The sequence below is a fragment of the Mesorhizobium sp. L-2-11 genome, from assembly GCF_016756595.1.
GTDB lineage: Bacteria > Pseudomonadota > Alphaproteobacteria > Rhizobiales > Rhizobiaceae > Mesorhizobium.
In genome coordinates this window covers 6079077-6095062 of record NZ_AP023257.1, presented here as the reverse complement: position 1 = coordinate 6095062, position 15986 = coordinate 6079077, and the positions used below count along the sequence as shown (strand labels likewise).

General features: G+C 57.7%; 14 protein-coding genes and 4 pseudogenes. 13 read left to right on the top strand and 5 right to left on the bottom strand.

The features are described from left to right. Nucleotides 1-50: 50 nt before the first annotated feature. On the bottom strand, nt 51-323 hold the full coding sequence (locus JG739_RS36095) for a hypothetical protein (protein WP_157866081.1): 273 nt from the start codon (nt 321-323) through the stop codon (nt 51-53). A 170-nt stretch (nt 324-493) separates the two neighbouring features. Between JG739_RS36095 and sctL the strand changes: the two genes are divergently transcribed. The 12 genes from sctL to JG739_RS28970 all read left to right on the top strand — a co-directional run bounded on the left by sctL (nt 494) and on the right by JG739_RS28970 (nt 12291). Further along, entirely contained in the window at nt 494-1117 is a 624-nt protein-coding gene (gene sctL / locus JG739_RS29025) for a type III secretion system stator protein SctL (protein WP_010913970.1), read from the top strand. Next, on the top strand, nt 1114-2472 hold the full coding sequence (gene sctN / locus JG739_RS29020) for a type III secretion system ATPase SctN (RefSeq protein WP_096453929.1): 1359 nt from the start codon (nt 1114-1116) through the stop codon (nt 2470-2472). Before sctL ends, sctN begins: the two co-directional genes overlap by 4 nt. Next, nucleotides 2448-2981: a hypothetical protein gene (locus tag JG739_RS29015; RefSeq protein WP_010913972.1), complete on the top strand. Its 534-nt coding sequence runs from the start codon at nt 2448-2450 to the stop codon at nt 2979-2981. The genes sctN and JG739_RS29015 overlap by 25 nt, the downstream gene beginning before the upstream one ends. A gap of 27 nt (nt 2982-3008) precedes the next feature. Continuing rightward, nucleotides 3009-4073: a type III secretion system cytoplasmic ring protein SctQ gene (gene sctQ, locus JG739_RS29010; protein ID WP_010913973.1), complete on the top strand. Its 1065-nt coding sequence runs from the start codon at nt 3009-3011 to the stop codon at nt 4071-4073. Further along, nucleotides 4066-4731: a type III secretion system export apparatus subunit SctR gene (gene sctR / locus JG739_RS29005; RefSeq protein WP_010913974.1), complete on the top strand. Its 666-nt coding sequence runs from the start codon at nt 4066-4068 to the stop codon at nt 4729-4731. Before sctQ ends, sctR begins: the two co-directional genes overlap by 8 nt. Before the next feature lie 29 nt (nt 4732-4760). After that, on the top strand, nt 4761-5009 hold the full coding sequence (locus JG739_RS29000; RefSeq protein WP_010913975.1) for an EscS/YscS/HrcS family type III secretion system export apparatus protein: 249 nt from the start codon (nt 4761-4763) through the stop codon (nt 5007-5009). Between the two features lie 8 nt (nt 5010-5017). Next, entirely contained in the window at nt 5018-5836 is an 819-nt protein-coding gene (gene sctT / locus JG739_RS28995; RefSeq protein WP_202364451.1) for a type III secretion system export apparatus subunit SctT, read from the top strand. Then, nucleotides 5833-6870, top strand: coding sequence for an EscU/YscU/HrcU family type III secretion system export apparatus switch protein (locus tag JG739_RS28990; protein ID WP_010913977.1), 1038 nt, complete (start codon nt 5833-5835; stop codon nt 6868-6870). The genes sctT and JG739_RS28990 overlap by 4 nt, the downstream gene beginning before the upstream one ends. 975 nt (nt 6871-7845) lie before the next feature. Then, nucleotides 7846-8166, top strand: a complete 321-nt coding sequence (locus JG739_RS28985; protein ID WP_044551341.1) for a hypothetical protein — start codon at nt 7846-7848, stop codon at nt 8164-8166. A gap of 392 nt (nt 8167-8558) precedes the next feature. Continuing rightward, nucleotides 8559-9449 (top strand): SctD/MshK family protein, encoded by an 891-nt coding sequence (locus tag JG739_RS28980; RefSeq protein WP_010913978.1) that lies wholly within the window; start codon nt 8559-8561, stop codon nt 9447-9449. Nucleotides 9450-9687: 238 nt separating this feature from the next. Further along, entirely contained in the window at nt 9688-11733 is a 2046-nt protein-coding gene (sctV, locus tag JG739_RS28975) for a type III secretion system export apparatus subunit SctV (RefSeq protein ID WP_010913979.1), read from the top strand. A 60-nt stretch (nt 11734-11793) separates the two neighbouring features. Continuing rightward, a complete protein-coding gene (locus JG739_RS28970) occupies nt 11794-12291 on the top strand; it encodes a tetratricopeptide repeat protein (protein WP_010913980.1) in 498 nt (165 codons plus the stop codon). A 110-nt stretch (nt 12292-12401) separates the two neighbouring features. On the opposite strand, the pseudogene JG739_RS28965 reads toward JG739_RS28970, so the two are convergent. Next, a pseudogene (locus JG739_RS28965) lies at nt 12402-12671 on the bottom strand (IS110 family transposase); the annotation flags it as partial. Here JG739_RS28965 and JG739_RS28960 point away from each other — a divergent pair. After that, a pseudogene (locus JG739_RS28960) lies at nt 12672-12975 on the top strand (transposase); the annotation flags it as partial. On the opposite strand, the pseudogene JG739_RS28955 reads toward JG739_RS28960, so the two are convergent. The 3 genes and pseudogenes from JG739_RS28955 to JG739_RS28945 form a co-directional block, all read right to left on the bottom strand. Continuing rightward, nucleotides 12947-13538, bottom strand: a pseudogene (locus JG739_RS28955) (IS6 family transposase); the annotation flags it as partial. The pseudogenes JG739_RS28960 and JG739_RS28955 overlap by 29 nt on opposite strands. A 55-nt stretch (nt 13539-13593) precedes the next feature. Next, nucleotides 13594-13827, bottom strand: a pseudogene (locus JG739_RS28950) (ATP-binding protein); the annotation flags it as partial. Continuing rightward, nucleotides 13826-15931 carry a recombinase family protein gene (locus tag JG739_RS28945; RefSeq protein WP_199202838.1) on the bottom strand — a complete coding sequence of 702 codons (2106 nt, stop codon included), beginning with the start codon at nt 15929-15931 and terminating at the stop codon, nt 13826-13828. The gene JG739_RS28945 and the pseudogene JG739_RS28950, both read right to left, overlap by 2 nt. Between the last annotated feature and the right edge of the window lie 55 nt (nt 15932-15986).

The window sequence follows — 15986 nt, the reverse complement described above, 5'->3', positions numbered from 1 at the left end:
TGGCTCAGTTGCAGAAGTGTCCCAGACTGCAGCGAAGACTAACAGAATTGTTACTCGACAATGATTCGAAGTCGAATGATGTTGAGCGGGGGCTGGACCTTCTGCGCGGTAATGATCCGCTTCGGGCTGCCCTCCTTGCAGGTAGTGCATGGCATGCCCGATCGCTGCTTAAGCTTGTCTCTCAGCCTGACCTCACAGTGCTCATTCAACGTATCGGCGCTGATGCCCATGCGTTTGGAATCCGACATCTGGCGCATGCCATTGCGGACAGATTGATCGCGGATCCGGGAAAACTCGCGCACCAAATTGAACACGATGGACACGCCTGTCTTGGTGCCTGGCTCCATCACAGTCCAGTGATGGAGCGCAACCGCGTGCTCCTACGCTTGCCTGTAGGAACCGCCGCCGACAATCCAGAGCCTAAGCACGGGAACGCCGCAGGTCAGTTGTTGTCGCTTGTGGTACGCCATTTTGAGGCGGAGAACCCGCCGATATGACAGCCGATATTTCCGTGGCGCCGGCAGCGCCGCAGATGCGCCCATTGGGGCCACTGATACCGGCGAGCGAGCTCGAAATCTGGGATAATGCCGCAAAAGCGTGTGCCGCCGCAGAACGGCATCAGCAGCACGTACGCAGTTGGGCACGCGCGGCGTATCAGCGTGAGTTGGCGCGCGGCCATACCGAGGGCCTGAATGCAGGCGCGGAGGAAATGGCGGCGCTGATTTCGCAGGCGGTTGCCGAAGTCGCACGACGAAAGGCGGTTCTGGAGCAGCAATTGCCGCAGCTCGTGCTTGAGATACTAAGCGAGCTTCTAGGAGCGTTCGATCCGGGCGAACTGTTGGTCATGGCTGTTCGCCACGCCATTGAGCGCCAATACAGCGGCGCGGAAGTCTGCCTCCATGTGTATCCGACGCAAGTGGACATGCTTGCGCGAGAGTTTGCGGGATGGGACGGCCAGGATGGTCGGCCAAGGGTTCGGATCAAACCGGATCCGACGTTATCGCCGCGACGCTGCGTGCTGTGGAGCGAGTACGGCAATGTCGATCTGGGGCTTGATGCGCAGATGCGCGCGTTGCGTCTCGGCTTCGGGTCGCTTTCTGAAAAAGGCGAACTGTGACAACGCAGGTATCAGAACATAATCACGACGATGCGATCTGCCCTGTCGATCCGGCGATCTCGTCTTTGAGAGCTACGGCAAAGGGGATCGACACGCGCGTCGTGCGCGGCAGGATCACGCGGGCTGTCGGCACACTGGTCCATGCCGTCCTGCCAGACACTCGTATTGGAGAACTTTGCCTCCTACAGGACCCACGAACCGGACTGTCGCTGGAAGCTGAGGTGATCGGCCTGTTGGATGATGGCGTATTGCTGACGCCGATCGGCGACCTGGTCGGCCTCTCCAGCCGCGCGGAAGTCGTGGCCACTGGACGAATGCGTGAAGTACCCGTCGGCAACGATCTACTTGGCCGGGTGATTGACAGTCGCTGCCGTCCATTGGACGGCAAAGGCCAAATCGAGACCACAGAAACTCGGCCGCTGCACGGCAGAGCTCCAAATCCAATGACAAGGCGCATGATTGAACGGCCCTTGCCCCTTGGGGTGCGTGTTCTGGATGGTCTCCTGACGTGCGGCGAGGGCCAGCGGATCGGGATTTACGGCGAGCCAGGTGGTGGCAAGTCGACCTTATTGTCACAGATCGTAAAAGGTGCCGCCGCTGACGTTGTCATAGTCGCATTGATAGGCGAACGAGGACGTGAAGTTCGTGAATTCATCGAGAGGCATCTCGGGGAAGAGGGCCTTCGCCGTGCCGTCGTTGTTGTTGAAACGTCCGACCGCTCGGCTGTTGAGCGGGCGCAATGTGCTCCGATGGCGACAGCGCTCGCGGAATATTTTCGCGAACAAGGGCTACGCGTTGCTCTCATGCTGGACTCGCTGACACGCTTCTGCCGCGCCATGCGTGAAATAGGCCTTGCTGCGGGCGAGCCGCCGACGCGACGGGGCTTCCCTCCTTCCGTTTTCAGCATGCTGCCAGGCCTGCTTGAGCGCGCCGGCATGAGTGAGCGTGGCTCAATCACGGCGTTCTATACCGTGCTTGTAGAAGGCGATGGCACAGGGGATCCAATCGCTGAAGAGTCGCGCGGCATTCTCGATGGCCATGTCGTGCTCTCGCGCGCTATTGCGGCGCGATCGCATTTCCCCGCTATCGATGTACTACAGAGTCGCAGCCGCGTGATGGATGCGGTCGTTTCGCGGACACATCGCAAGGCGGCATCCTTCTTTCGTGAACTCCTTTCCCGGCATGCCGAGACCGAGTTCTTGATCAACGTCGGAGAATACAAGCAAGGCGGCGATCCCCTGACGGACCGGGCTGTCGAGTCAATAGACGAACTGAGGGAGTTTTTGCGCCAGAGCGAAGACGAGATCTCAGGGTTTGAGGAAACGGTCGCATGGATGTCGCGTCTGACCGCGTAAATCATGTTCAGGCTTCCAGGTTACGGGTCTTGAAGGAAATGCAAGAGCGTCGTGCCCTTAGTGAGCTGTCCAAGAAGGAAGCCGAGCGCCGTATGGCCACCTTAGCCGCACAGAATGCCTCCCGAGAGCTTGCCATGGCACAACAACATTGCGCAACGGCGGAAGCAGCGCTCTACCAGGAGCTGATGACTCTCGAAAACTTGTCTAACGCCGCGCTTGACCGGCACCACCTGCATGTTGAGCGGCTTGCAACTGAAATCACACGCCGACGGCAGATGCTTGGTAATGCGCGAATCGCCCAAGAAAAGGCGGAGACAGCGGCGTCCGAGACGAGGGACCTATGGGTCGCATGTTCGGCGGCTACGCACAAATGGCGCCAGATCGAGGACGACGTCGGGCGCGCCGTCGAGATCCATTCGGAGGCCGCAGGCGAGATCGAGGCCGACGATGAGATACTGCTTCGATTTGGCAGGGGACCGCTTTCCCAGGTCGCGAAACGGATTCGATAACCTGCAGGTCCTCCGAATGACAGAACGGTGCAGTTTTTGGCAGCCGCTTTGGTGAGCCCCCCTCTATTGGAACCAGCGCTGACACTGTCCCACGAGGTCGCCTCGTGGCTCAATGACACTGCGGCTTCGCGCGGACCGTTTCAGACCCGGATCAACGACGTGCCACTGTCGGTGCGTGTGGCAGGGCTTGTCTGGCAGGAGAATTTTGCCGCCATTCCAATGCTCGACTGCATTTGTAGGGTCGGAGCTGAGACGGTCGTGCTGTCGATATCGCGGTCGCTCGTAGAGGGGCTCATCGCAACAGTGCAGAATGGGCTGACTTTCCCTTCCGAGCCAACGGCTTCACTCATTGTTGAACTTGCACTTGAGCCACTTATTGCTCGACTGGAGTATAGGACTCAGCTGAACGTGCAGCTCGTGCGCGTGTTTGAAGCCGCGACACTGGCTCCTTATCTCGAACTGGATATCGACTTCGGCCCGGTCAGTGGCAAGGGTCGTCTGTTCCTGTTCTCGCCTCTCGATGGCTTGGTGCCATCTGCGTTTCGTGCTCTGGGCGAACTGTTTGGCCAGTTACCGCGACAGCCGCGCGGATTACTTTCAGACCTCCCGATCGTGGTTGCAGGAGAGATCGGCACGCTGCACGTTCCTGCGGCGATTCTTCGAAAAGCATGTGCCGGTGATGCTCTGTTGCCGGACCTGGCGCCGTTCGGCCGGGGCGAGATCGCCCTATCTTTGGGCCAGTTGTGGGCCAGCGCCGATCTTGAGGGCGACCAGCTAGTCCTGCACGGGCCTTTCCGCCCGCGTTCCTATTCTTTGGAGAATGCGCATATGACACAACTTGGATCGCAACTAGGGCCGACGGAGGATCTCGACGATGTCGAGATCATGCTTGTCTTTGAATGCGGTCGCTGGCCTATTCCTCTAGGGGAATTAAGAAGTGCCGGCGAAGGGCATATTTTCGAACTTGGACGGCCGATTCAGGATCCGGTCGATATACTTGCCAACGGTCAGTGTATCGGGCGTGGCGACATCGTGCGCATTGGAGATACGCTGGGCATCAGGCTCCGTGGCCGGTTGGGATGCAATGACTGAGCTCCAGCCGCCAATCCTGGCGCTTCTCGCAGTTACCGCCGGACTGGGTCTGCTGGTTTTAGTGGTCGTCACGACCACGGCCTTTGTAAAGGTATCGGTTGTTCTTTTCCTCGTGCGCAATGCGCTCGGGACTCAGACGATACCACCTAACATAGCGCTGTACGCTGTCGCATTGATCCTCACCATGTTTCTTAGCGCGCCCGTTGTTGAACAGACCTATGATCGGATGACCGATCCGAAGCTACATTATCAGACGTTCGACGACTGGGTAAGCGCCGCCAAATCCGGGAGCGAGCCCCTGCGTGATCATCTTAAGAAGTTCACAAATGAGGAGCAGCGACAGTTTTTCCTCTCGTCTACCGAAAAAGTCTGGCCAGCGGAAATGCGTGCCAAAGCCACAGTTGATGATTTGTCCATTCTGGTTCCATCTTTTCTAATTTCAGAGCTAAAGCGCGCGTTTGAGATCGGATTTCTTCTTTATCTTCCTTTCATCGTTATTGATCTTATTGTGACGACAATTTTGATGGCGATGGGCATGTCTATGGTATCCCCGACGCTTATATCTGTCCCTTTCAAACTCTTCGTGTTCGTCGCTATTGATGGCTGGTCGAAATTGATGCACGGGCTTGTGTTGAGTTACACGATACCGGGAGGTTGATTATAGCTGAATCCAGTATTGTCACTCTTATGAGCCAATCGTTGGTGGTATTCATGATCTGGATTCTGCCGCCGCTCATTGCATCGGTGGTCGTTGGCTTGGTCATTGGCATCATCCAGGCGGCAACACAGATCCAGGATGAAAGTTTGCCACTAACCGTCAAGCTTCTGGTTGTTGTCGCGGTTATTGGTTTGTTTGCTCCTGTGCTGAGCGCCCCGCTGATAGAGCTAACCGACCAGATCTTTACCGAGTTTCCCGCCATGACACTTAGCTACTAGTCTCCGCCATGTATGCGTCACCGGCCGAGATTCAGATCCTCATGCATACGGCTATCGAACTCGTCGTAGCAGCCGGTCTTGGCGCAGCGCGCGCGATAGGCATTATGATGATCCTACCGGTATTTACACGTTCTCAGACCGATGGCCTGATCCGCGGCTGCCTGGCTGTCGGCTTCGGATTACCATGTCTGGCACATGTCAGCGACGCGTTGCAGGCGCTGGATCCTGAAACACGTCTGATTGAGGTAGCTCTGCTCGGATTGAAGGAAGTTCTTGTCGGCGCACTACTTGGCACCTTCCTTGGCATTCCCTTATGGGGACTTCAGGCGGCCGGTGAGTTTATCGACAACCAACGCGGCGTCACCAACCCGTCCGCCCCGACCGACCCCGCGACGAATAGTCAGGCTTCCGCCATGGGAGTCTTTCTCGGGATCACTGCGATTGCCATCTTCGTCGCATCAGGGGGGCTGGAAACGTTGATCGGCGCCCTTTATGGCAGCTATTTGATCTGGCCCGTGTATAAGTTTTATCCTACATTGAGCACGCAAGGAGCAATGGAGGTGTTAGGGCTCCTCGACCAGATTATGCGCACGGCGTTATTGGTGTCAGGGCCCGTCGTGTTCTTTATGACGCTGATTGATGTATCCTTTATGCTACTGCGTCGCTTTGCGCCGCAATTCAAATTGACCCAAATGTCCCCGGCGATCAAGAATCTTGTCTTTCCGATTCTCATGGTTACATACGCTGGCTATCTCGTAGAGGGTATGAAACTGGAGATCACACAAGCGAATGGCGCGCTCGAGTGGTTCGATAGATTGCTGAAATGAGCGACTCGAGCGAAGAGAAGACACACGCCGCCACCCCCAAAAAGCTAAACGATGCACGCAAAAAAGGGCAGCTGCCACATAGCTCCGATTTCGTTCGCGCGGTCGGCACTTGCGCTGGTCTCGGATACCTTTGGCTAAGAGGCAGCGCGATCGAAGACAAATGCCGCGAAGCGCTACTATTTGTCGACAAGCTGCAGAACCTGCCATTTGACTTCGCGGTCCGGCAGGCGCTGGTTGTGCTTGCCGAACTCACCTTGGCAACTGTTGGCCCGCTGCTTGGAACGCTTGTCGCGGCGGTGCTTTTGGCAAGCATATTAGCCAATGGTGGATTTGTTTTCTCTCTCGAGCCAATGACGCCCAACTTCGATAAAATTAATCCTTTTCAAGGGCTGAAGCGCTTGGCGTCTGCGCGTTCGATGGTCGAACTCGGGAAGACGCTGTTTAAAGTATTCGTTCTCGGCGCAACCTTTTCCTTTTGCCTTCTCGGCATGTGGAAGACGATGGTCTATCTGCCGTTCTGCGGCATGGGCTGTTTGGGCCTTGTCGTTACGGGGGCAAAACTGCTGATCGGAATTGGCGCCGGCGCACTTCTGGCCGCTGGCCTGATCGATCTCCTGGTGCAGCGTGCGTTGTTTCTGCGCGAAATGAGGATGACCAAGACTGAAGTCACGCGCGAGCTGAAGGATCAGCAAGGGGCGCCAGAGTTGAAGAGTGAACGACGTCGCATTCGTGACGAGTCAGCTGACGAACCTCCCCTCGGTGTGCATCACGCCACGCTGATCTTCAAAGGAACGGCGATACTGATCGGTCTGCGTTACGTCCGCGGTGAAACCGGGGTGCCCGTCCTGGTTTGCCGCGCCGATGGCGAGCGGGCTTCACACCTGCTTAGCGAGGCGCGAGCGCTACGTCTTGAAATTGTCGACAACGATGTCCTAGCGCATCAGCTCATCGGCAAAACGCAACTGGGCAGACCCATTCCCATGCAATATTTCGAGCCCGTGGCGAGAGCACTCTTCGCCGCAGGATTGGCCTAGCCCTGGGGCCTCTGTGGCCGCCCCGTAACACAAGAGGGCTAGTGCCATTTTGGACGTGATCGGAGTGCGGTCTTCCGTGAGGCCTTTATGTGTAACATTCCTAGCCTGAAAAATTCGTGGGAGTCGGCGGGTTTCATGCAAGACGTTGAACGCATGATTTGGTTGCTCACGCCGATCCGCGCCATTTCACGGAGACCACTTAAGCTGCCGCTGAGCGGTTTGTCATTTGTGGTCGGCAAGCGCGGCGGCGCATGTGGCATGCAGAGCTTTGGAGCGGACAGACGCCGGCCGTGCTGACCCGAGCTGCCTCTGCGGTTTTCCGAGCTCTGATCGGCTGAATTAACGCACAATCCGCCGCGGAGCCACGCCCTTGGATCTCGCTGGATTCGGCGGCGAGCCTGAGCTCCCTCGGTGCAAAAAGGAGGAGCAGCAGCTGGACGCGGGAGCGCATCACCGCACCCAGGTCACACGACCAAGTTCGCACTTTTCCGGCCCGCGATGAATGGGAACGACCTTTCTCCTCAATTTGACAGCACGGCGGGCGTCATCAGCAGCGTTTGCCGGATGTTAGTGAGATCGCCGGGAAGTGCAATTGCGCCGTCGAGGCTGCCGCTCGCTTTGGCGCAGGTCGGTAGCAGAAGACGGTTCGGGCAAGGCGGGGCTCGGGAGTTCGCCTCCCGCGCCCTCAGCCCGCCACCGTGGGAAAGTTGGGAAATGATGATGTCGCAGCAACGAAGCCTCGGAATTTACCGCTACGTTCGAAGAATGTCAGGCCTCCTGTCAGGCGCTATTCCTTTGGCAGAAGCGCAGTACCCACTTTTCACCACTTTGCAGGAGGCCGAACCCTGCTCGATCATTATTTTCCGGTAGCCCGCTTTTTGTCCAGACTCGTCAGGTTCTCGAAAGCTCCTGCTCGTAGCCTGATGAGATTATCTTTAGGCGTCGGCGCCAATGGAACGCATGCAGGAGTACTTGATGGCCGCAGCAATTGGGAGTGGATTTGGCAACATTTCCTTAGCTCGCAGGGGGCATGGAGATCCGAAAAGCCAACCAGAGCAACCTGACAAGCCGGGTAGCGGGAATGATGACCCTAACAAACCGGGTAGCGGGAACAATGACCCAAACAAGCCGGTTGGCGGGAAAGATCCTGTGGACGGTCAGACTATCTCTGGGGATGATCAGCAAGCTCTAGCCGAAGCGTTCGACACGGTTCTCCACTCCGTTGCGCTAACTATTTTGAACGATGCCATGGCTGATGCCGACGAGGCTATTGCAGAAACTGAAGAGGATGCCTGACGTGGATGGTCTGCGTCAGGATGTGTGTGCCGTGCTGACGGGCGCGGTTTGAACAGAAGGAAAACGTTATGAGTAAAGCAGGTACTGGCACCAGTGCGGCTGGCACTGGGACTTCGGTGGCTACAGACGTAGGTACCAGAGTCGCGGGGAAAGCCGCTTTCGAGGCGCAAATCGCGGATCTAACGGCGGCTAGCTTGGAGGCTACGGCTAGGAGTATACAGCTGCGCACCGTTACGACCAACCTCAACACAATCAAGAAAGCGGCCGACGAGCGCGTTCAGTAGGTTCGGAAGCAGGGGTTCCCGATCGCGTCGCCAGGTGGCGCGATGTGGAACCGAAATGAGCCGCACGGCAATTGCCGTGCGGCTTCTCTCTTGTTCGGGAGAACATCCTTGAATGACGCCGTTTCTCTTGATTTCGAAGTTCTGTCGGGGCTCTATTGCGGGCTGACGGGTAAGACTGCTCTCGAAACGAGCTTAATCGGCTGCGGCTTAGACGCCGATATGATCTTCGTCGAGCAAGGATTGGCACCGCATCATTTTCGTATAACGCTCCTTGGCAACTCGATCGAGGTCGAGGCGCTTGCGGCCGGACTCAGCATCAAGGGTAAGCGGAATATCGCCGCGGGCGAGTGCGTTGTGGTGCCACTTCCTGTCGTCGTTCTCGCAGGCGAGATGTCCATTCTCTGGTCCGTGCAGGATGAAGTGACAAGTGGTCCGATAGGCATACCACGCCTCTCGATGCGTGTTCTGGCCACGGTGATAGTCAGCTCTCTAGCGGTCGGTATGCTCTCAGCCTTTTTTTCCTATAATGGGGACGGTGGTGCATCGAGACCCAATTCACCCAGTGCCGATCATGAGTCGAAGCGGACCAACCACCGCGCCGACGACCAGATTGCGGAGGCAGCGGCTAAAGAGCTGCAGGAGGAAGTCGATAGAGCGGGCCTACTCAATGTTAAGGTCGGCTCGGCAAAGGACACTGTGACGGCGGAGGGTACCGTCACGTCTGAATCGGTCATCAGTTGGCGGAAGCTCCAGCAGTGGTTCGATCATCGCACCAAGGGCGCCCTGACACTGGTCAATGGAGTGCTCATAAAAGACGAAAAGGCGCCATCCGCAATCGCAGTTGAAGCCGTTTGGCGTGGCCCGCAACCGTATCTTGTCATAGGTGGTGAGAAGTATTTTGTTGGCGCCGTTCTGGATGATGGATGGACGGTCGACAGGATCGAGGACGGTCGTGTGCTGCTGAGCCGTAATGGCCGCCTTGCTGCTCTCCCGTATTAGTCCGCAGGCCCTATCAAGCAGAATTGCGTGGTCAGCTACCATTCTGCCGCGCCCAGTACCACAACAAACCTGGACAGAGTGAAAACTTGCTGACCACCCAGCTTCGCGCATTCGGGCTCTCATGCCACAGCCTGCTGCTCGCGGGCTGCCCAATGAGGGACTTGGCCCTCGGACTTCGAATGCTACGCTTCACTGCGTAGCAGCAGAATAATTCTCAAGCGATCGTAAAGGGGCCTAGATGGCCAACGTCCTGCGTAAGTTCATCAACCGTTCGCCGGCCAACCCGGACCTGATGGTCGCGTTGATGCTGCTTCTGGCTATCGCTATGATGGTCATGCCTATCCCGATCGTGGTGGTCGACGCGCTGATAGGATTCAATATGGGACTGGCCATCCTGCTGATGATGGTTGCCCTGTATGTCAGTACTCCACTTGATCTTTCCTCTTTGCCCGGCATCATTTTGCTTTCCACGGTGTTCCGCCTGGCGCTCACCGTCGCAACGACGCGCCTGATCCTGGCCGAGGGGGAGGCAGGCGCCATCATCCATACGTTCGGCGATTTCGTGATCTCGGGCAATATCGTGGTCGGTTTCGTCATATTTCTGGTCGTCACCATGGTACAATTCATGGTCCTCGCCAAGGGCGCCGAACGCGTGGCCGAAGTGGCGGCGCGCTTCACGCTCGACGCTCTGCCGGGTAAGCAAATGGCGGTCGACGCAGAGCTACGCAACGGCCACATCGATGCCAACGAATCTCGCAGGCGACGCGCCGCATTGGAGAAGGAAAGCCAACTTTACGGCGCGATGGATGGCGCGATGAAGTTTGTGAAGGGCGATTCCATCGCCGGACTGGTGGTTATCTTCATCAACATGCTGGGTGGGATATCGATCGGCCTGCTCTCGAAGGGCATGTCCTTCGGCGATGTGCTGCATCACTATACTCTGCTAACGATAGGCGATGCATTGATATCGCAGATTCCGGCCCTGCTGCTATCAATTACAGCGGCGACCGTCGTCACTCGTGTCACGGGGGCGGCGAGGGTCAACCTTGGTACCGAAATAGTGAATCAGATCACTGCCAGCAAGCGACCAGTGCGGGTCGCAGCTTGCGTCCTGGTTTTGATGGGGTTCGTTCCTGGCTTCCCCCTGCCCGTCTTTTTGGTGTTGGCCGCAATCTTCGCCGCGATAAGCTTTGTGAAGGGCGATGTTGTCGATACCACAAGTGCAGGGGACACTCAAAAACAAACCGCGCCCGCGCAGGAATGTCCGATCGCTTTCTTCCTTGCGCCAGACCTGATGCATGCGATTGAACAAGTCGAATTGCAGCAGGAGATTGCACGCGTTTCGCAACTACTTTCAGCCGATCTTGGCATTGTCGTTCCCCCCATCCCTGTCACTGTCGACCAGCAGTTGCTGGAGTCTCAGTTTCGAATAGATATCGAGGGGGTGCCAGTTGAACAGGGTGTGTTTGATCCGAGCCAGCTGATGCTCAAAGACGATGTGGCGAACATCGAATCGAGCGGTATCCCGTATCGGCGTGATCCAAAAACGGACAGACTCGTGGCCGACCAAAGCCATGCACCGGCTCTCAAGAGTGCCGGCATCACACATTACGGTCCTGGCGAATTCCTCGCCTTGCGCCTCCATACAGCGTTGACCCGTTTCGCACCCCGATTGATCGGTATTCAAGAGACCCGACAATTGATAGGCCGAATGGAGAAGGACTATTCTGATCTGGTCAAGGAGGTGCTGCGCACGACGCCAATACCTCGGATTGCGGATGTGCTGCGCCGGCTCCTGGATGAAGGAATCCCGATCCGCCACACCCGCCTTCTCTTAGAAGGATTGGCGGAATGGAGCGAACGTGAGCCAAACGTTGCCCTGCTCACGGAATATATTCGTTCTGGTTTGAAGCGTCAGATCTGTCACCGCTATGCCAACACAGAGGGCATCGTGCCCGCCTTGGTCGTCGAACGCCAGAGTGAGGATGTGATGCGCAATGCAGTTCGAGATTCGGCTGCAGGACCCCACCTCGTACTAGAGGACCGGCAAAGCGAAGCGCTGCTGTCACAGGTACGTCAGATCCTTTCGAACACAGCACCGGGTCAGACCCGCCCTGTCGTTTTAACCTCAACGGACATCCGACGCTTCGTCCGCGGCTTTTTCACCAGAAACGGGATCGATGTTGCCGTGCTGTCTTATCAAGATATCGCCTCCGACTTTACAGTTAAACCCGCCGGGTCCGTCAAATTCCCGCATGGATTGATCAGTGGGCTGTCAGAGTAAACCCAATCCGTTTGCCATCGAATGAACGTGATAGCACTCTATGATAATTGGAAACCAAGCATGAATTCACACCAGAATACAGACGGCCGAGCATTTAGGAACTCACTTTTCTTCTCTGTACTCGCCATGCTGCCTCTCGGCGGTTGCGCCAGCTTGGACAAGCCTGCTCTTTCAGTGAGGGAGACGTCATCCCCAGAGCTGCTCAACGCCAACCAAATCGACCCGGCTATGCGAGAACGCATTTTGAGCGCGGTCGGCCAGGATGCACAAGAGCGGGCTCTGCGGGATGAGTTGACGCAGCACCCAGACAATGTCGATGCGGCGATCCGTCTTACGAATGCTTTGGTCGCGCAGAAGCGTCCGCATGAGGCGCTTCAGGTACTGGACAGGCTCTTGGTTGCAGCCCCAGGAAATTTGCGCGCATTGAACGCGAAGGGAGTGATCTTGGACCTTGAGGGGCGGCATGACGCGGCACAGGTGCTGTATCGGCAAGCTCTCGAGACAGAGCCTGGGAATCAGATGGTGCAGCACAATCTCGACCTGTCGCTTGCGTTTTAAAGGAAGTCCGGACCTGAGTGCGTTGGCGCGGTCGCGCTAGCTGTGCACATGCACCGCCCGACACACCTTGGTCAGCGACCGGTTATTTCCAGCACCTCGGCGTCAGCGCCGGCCAGCTCCTGCACACGACCGGCGATGGTGGTTCGCGACCGCGTGCCCAGTTGATACAGGCCTCCCGCAGGATCGTCCGGACCATATTCTCGATGCTGCGCATTTCGTTCAGCACCGGGTGGCGGTGAGAGAGAACGCCAGAGCCGGCATTGCCAGCTCTTGACATGCACCGGCTGGCCTTCGGCGCGCAATCCGTCGTGAGGCCAGGCCGTCAGCGAGCACGCTTCCAGGTTGACGCGCTCCAGCGGGAGCCCGACTTTGGGCAGCGCGATGCGGGCAAGAAGATCAAAGGCAAGAAGCGGCATATTCTCGTCAATACCAAGGTCTCCTGATGCACGCCCTCGTTCATGCCGCCGACATCCAGGACTGCGATGGCGGCGTGATGGTGATGGCGAAGCTGTTCGGACTCGATCCCTTCCTGTTCAAGCTCTACGCCGGTGGCGGCCATTCCAGGGGCCGGAGTTCCAAAAGGGGCTGAGGAAGACAAATTCAATTTCGAATCGCACCAGGGCGCTCGCCTTCCTCAAGCTGGCCTCCATTCGCCTCATGGTCGGAAGGCTTCGGGCACTGTAAAGTTATCAGCGGATTGATGCAGCGATAGCTGGCCGGGACGGCTGTCACGCTGCGGCGAGACACGCGATTTTGTTCCAGATTTGCATGGCGGCGTTACGCAGGTCTCGATGTTGAGCCGATGACAGCGTATTGCGGGGAAAGTGGAACAGGTTGGCAATCGGATCATGGATGGAAACGAACCGCTGAAGCTGGCGTGCCGACTTGAAGCGTTTCATGGTCCTTTCGCGTCGTCGGGTCGGCTGGTGCGAATTTTCCGCTCGATTATTGAGGCCTTTGTGCGACCGGTGTTCGACACCGGGCATGAGGTCGCGCCTGGCGGCATCATAGGACCGGAGCTTGTCGGTGATCATGACTCGTGGTGTCCGCCCTTGAGCCTTCAGCAACTTGCGCATCAGACGCTTTGCCGCCTTGGCATTTCGGCGGCTTTGCACCAGCACTTCGAGGACGAAGCCGTCCTGATCGACGGCACGCCAGAGCCACTGCTTCTTGCCATTGATGGCCACCACACATTCGTCGAGATGCCATTTGTCGCCCAGGCAGCCGGCTGACCGTCGCTTGATCTCCCGGTGTCAATACCGGGTGAAATTTCCCCAAAAGTGCCGAAGTAAAATTCCCCAATTATGCCGTCTCGGACGGCATGGAGAAGTGAGTATTTTTCGGCGGCCGCCCTCTGGGGCGTGAGGGTGGAGCGAAGGACGGTGGAGTAATCAGGGCTTTCGAACGGACGTGTTCAGGCATCAATTCGGCATGCTGGCGCAGCCTGTAGCTTGATCCTTCAATCTGAACGACGACGGCATGATGCAAAAGCCTGTCGAGAAGCGCGGTGGCGACCACAGCGTCCGCGAATGCTTCATGATGCACCTTTCCTTGATCGCCTGGTCCGTTGCAGTCGGCGTTGAAGTTGATCGATCTGGTCGCTGGAAAGGCTGATCTGCCAAGGCTGGCCTTTCGTGCTTTGCCGACCGTTGATAAGTCCCTGGGCGAGGTAATCGAAGATGGTTTGAGCCGTCACGCCGATTGCAGCGGCAGCGCCCTGTACAGAGTAGGTCCCATCAGGCCAGCGTGTCGGATTGGCTGCGACACCGTTAATCTTGGCTGTCGGGATTCCCCAGCGGTGGCGCAGAAGCCAGACGTTCTCGTAGGTGAATGGTCTGCCTCGGGCTGAACGAATGCCCTCGTCGTTCAATTTTTTGGCGATTTGCCTGTCCATATCGCCCGCAGCATTGAGTTGCGTGATCCGCTCACGCACAAGCTCGAGTTCGCCATAGTCTCGATCGTAAGATTGAACTCGGCGTTGGATTTGATGTTGGCTGGTTGCGCCGGTCTGCCAAAGAATCCTGATGGCGACCTGGCCGCGTATCTTCTTCTGGTCGAGAACGACCTCCTGCACGATGAAGCGCAAGATACGTTTGCGGTCTTCTGGTTGGGTCGTTTCTGAGTGCCAGATAGCCGGCAAATTCTCGGCGAGTTGCTGAAGCGCCGCGTGATCCTGTGTCTGTAACACCAAGGGCTCTCGGTCTCTCCACCGACGATATTCCTGCTCGATCTCATCGACCAAGCGCAGCTTGTCTTCCCATGCCTTTTCCAGGGTTCTGGCGACGAGACGATTTTCCGGTTCCACGGTGTCGTATTGTCGTCGAGCCCGCTCGGCGTCATACCGCGCACGTTCCCGCCGTAGCGTCCATTGTTTCTCGAGGCTCCGCGTTTCCTCCGCAATCTCGTCGAGCGCAGCGATGGCGATGGCGATTTGGTCAGGTTCCAACGCCTTCAGGAGGGTTTGGGCGACCAACTCATCTACTGCGGGCGCCCGAACCTCCTGACAGAGAGAGCTGCCGGTCTGGTTGCGGTCCGCCAGGCAGCAGTAAACGGGGCATGCACTGTCGGGGCCGCTGTAGCGCACGGTCATCCGCCGCCCGCATTGGCCGCAAACCGCCAAGCCCTGCAGCAAAGCAATGCCCTTGCGCGGCGCGCCGCGGTGGCCGGCCTCGTATCGATTGGTGTTGTCGGCGAGGCGGCGCTGATTGACCATGAACTCCTCCCAGTCAATATAACCAGGGTGTGCGTCTTTGATGCAAACCTCCCAGTCGTCAATGGCCACCTTCGAGGTTGCGCGGTGCGAACCCGGACCTTGGCGGACCGCATTTATTCGGCGCCGGCCGTAGACATATGCGCCGGCATAGGCCGGGTTGTGCAAAATATAATGGACATGGGCGATGGTGGCGTCTCGCCACACCAGCTCATGGGGTCCCGGCCCGCGGAGCGGCCGCACCGGTATGCGTAGGTCGTGCGTGCGCAGGTAACGCATAACGCGTCGCGCGGTCCCAAGCTCCCTAAATTTGTCGAAGACCAGACGCAGCCGAGCCTGCACCTCTTCATCAGGATTGAGCACGATCTGGCCGGAGCGGTTGTACGCCAAGCCACCTGGCAGCGGTATGCGAAGCTCGCCTCGCGCCGCCTTCTGCCGCTCCCCTTGATGCAGGCGGATGCGGATCTGATGCAACTCTGCTTCGCTCATGATCCCCGAGAGCCCTAACAGCAGCCGGTCGTGATAAGCGCAGGGATCGTAGAGGCGCTCGCCATCAGCGATGATAACGCCGAACAATGAACACAACTCGAGGAGTTGATGCCAATCTCGGTTATTGCGTGCCAATCGAGATGCATCGAGGCTGACCACCAGACCCGCGTTGCCGAGCCCGATCTCGGCGATGAGCCGTTGGAAGCCGCCGCGCTCGACTTGGCCGTTTCCCGATTTTCCAAGATCCTCATCGATGACGACGACACGATCCGGCGGCCAGCCCAATCTGACGGCTCGGTCCACCAAGCTGTACTGAAGTTCGGTGCTTTCCTGATGGTGGCGCACCTGGTTTATCGAGGATTGGCGTACATAAACGTAAGCGAACTTTGAACGCCGGACGGCCGTGAGCCGCTCGTCAGAATTACCCGGGACGGCCAACATCAAACTGTTCCCTCACCGCCGGCGCGGTCGGCGGCATCCGGCGGATCAGAGTCGC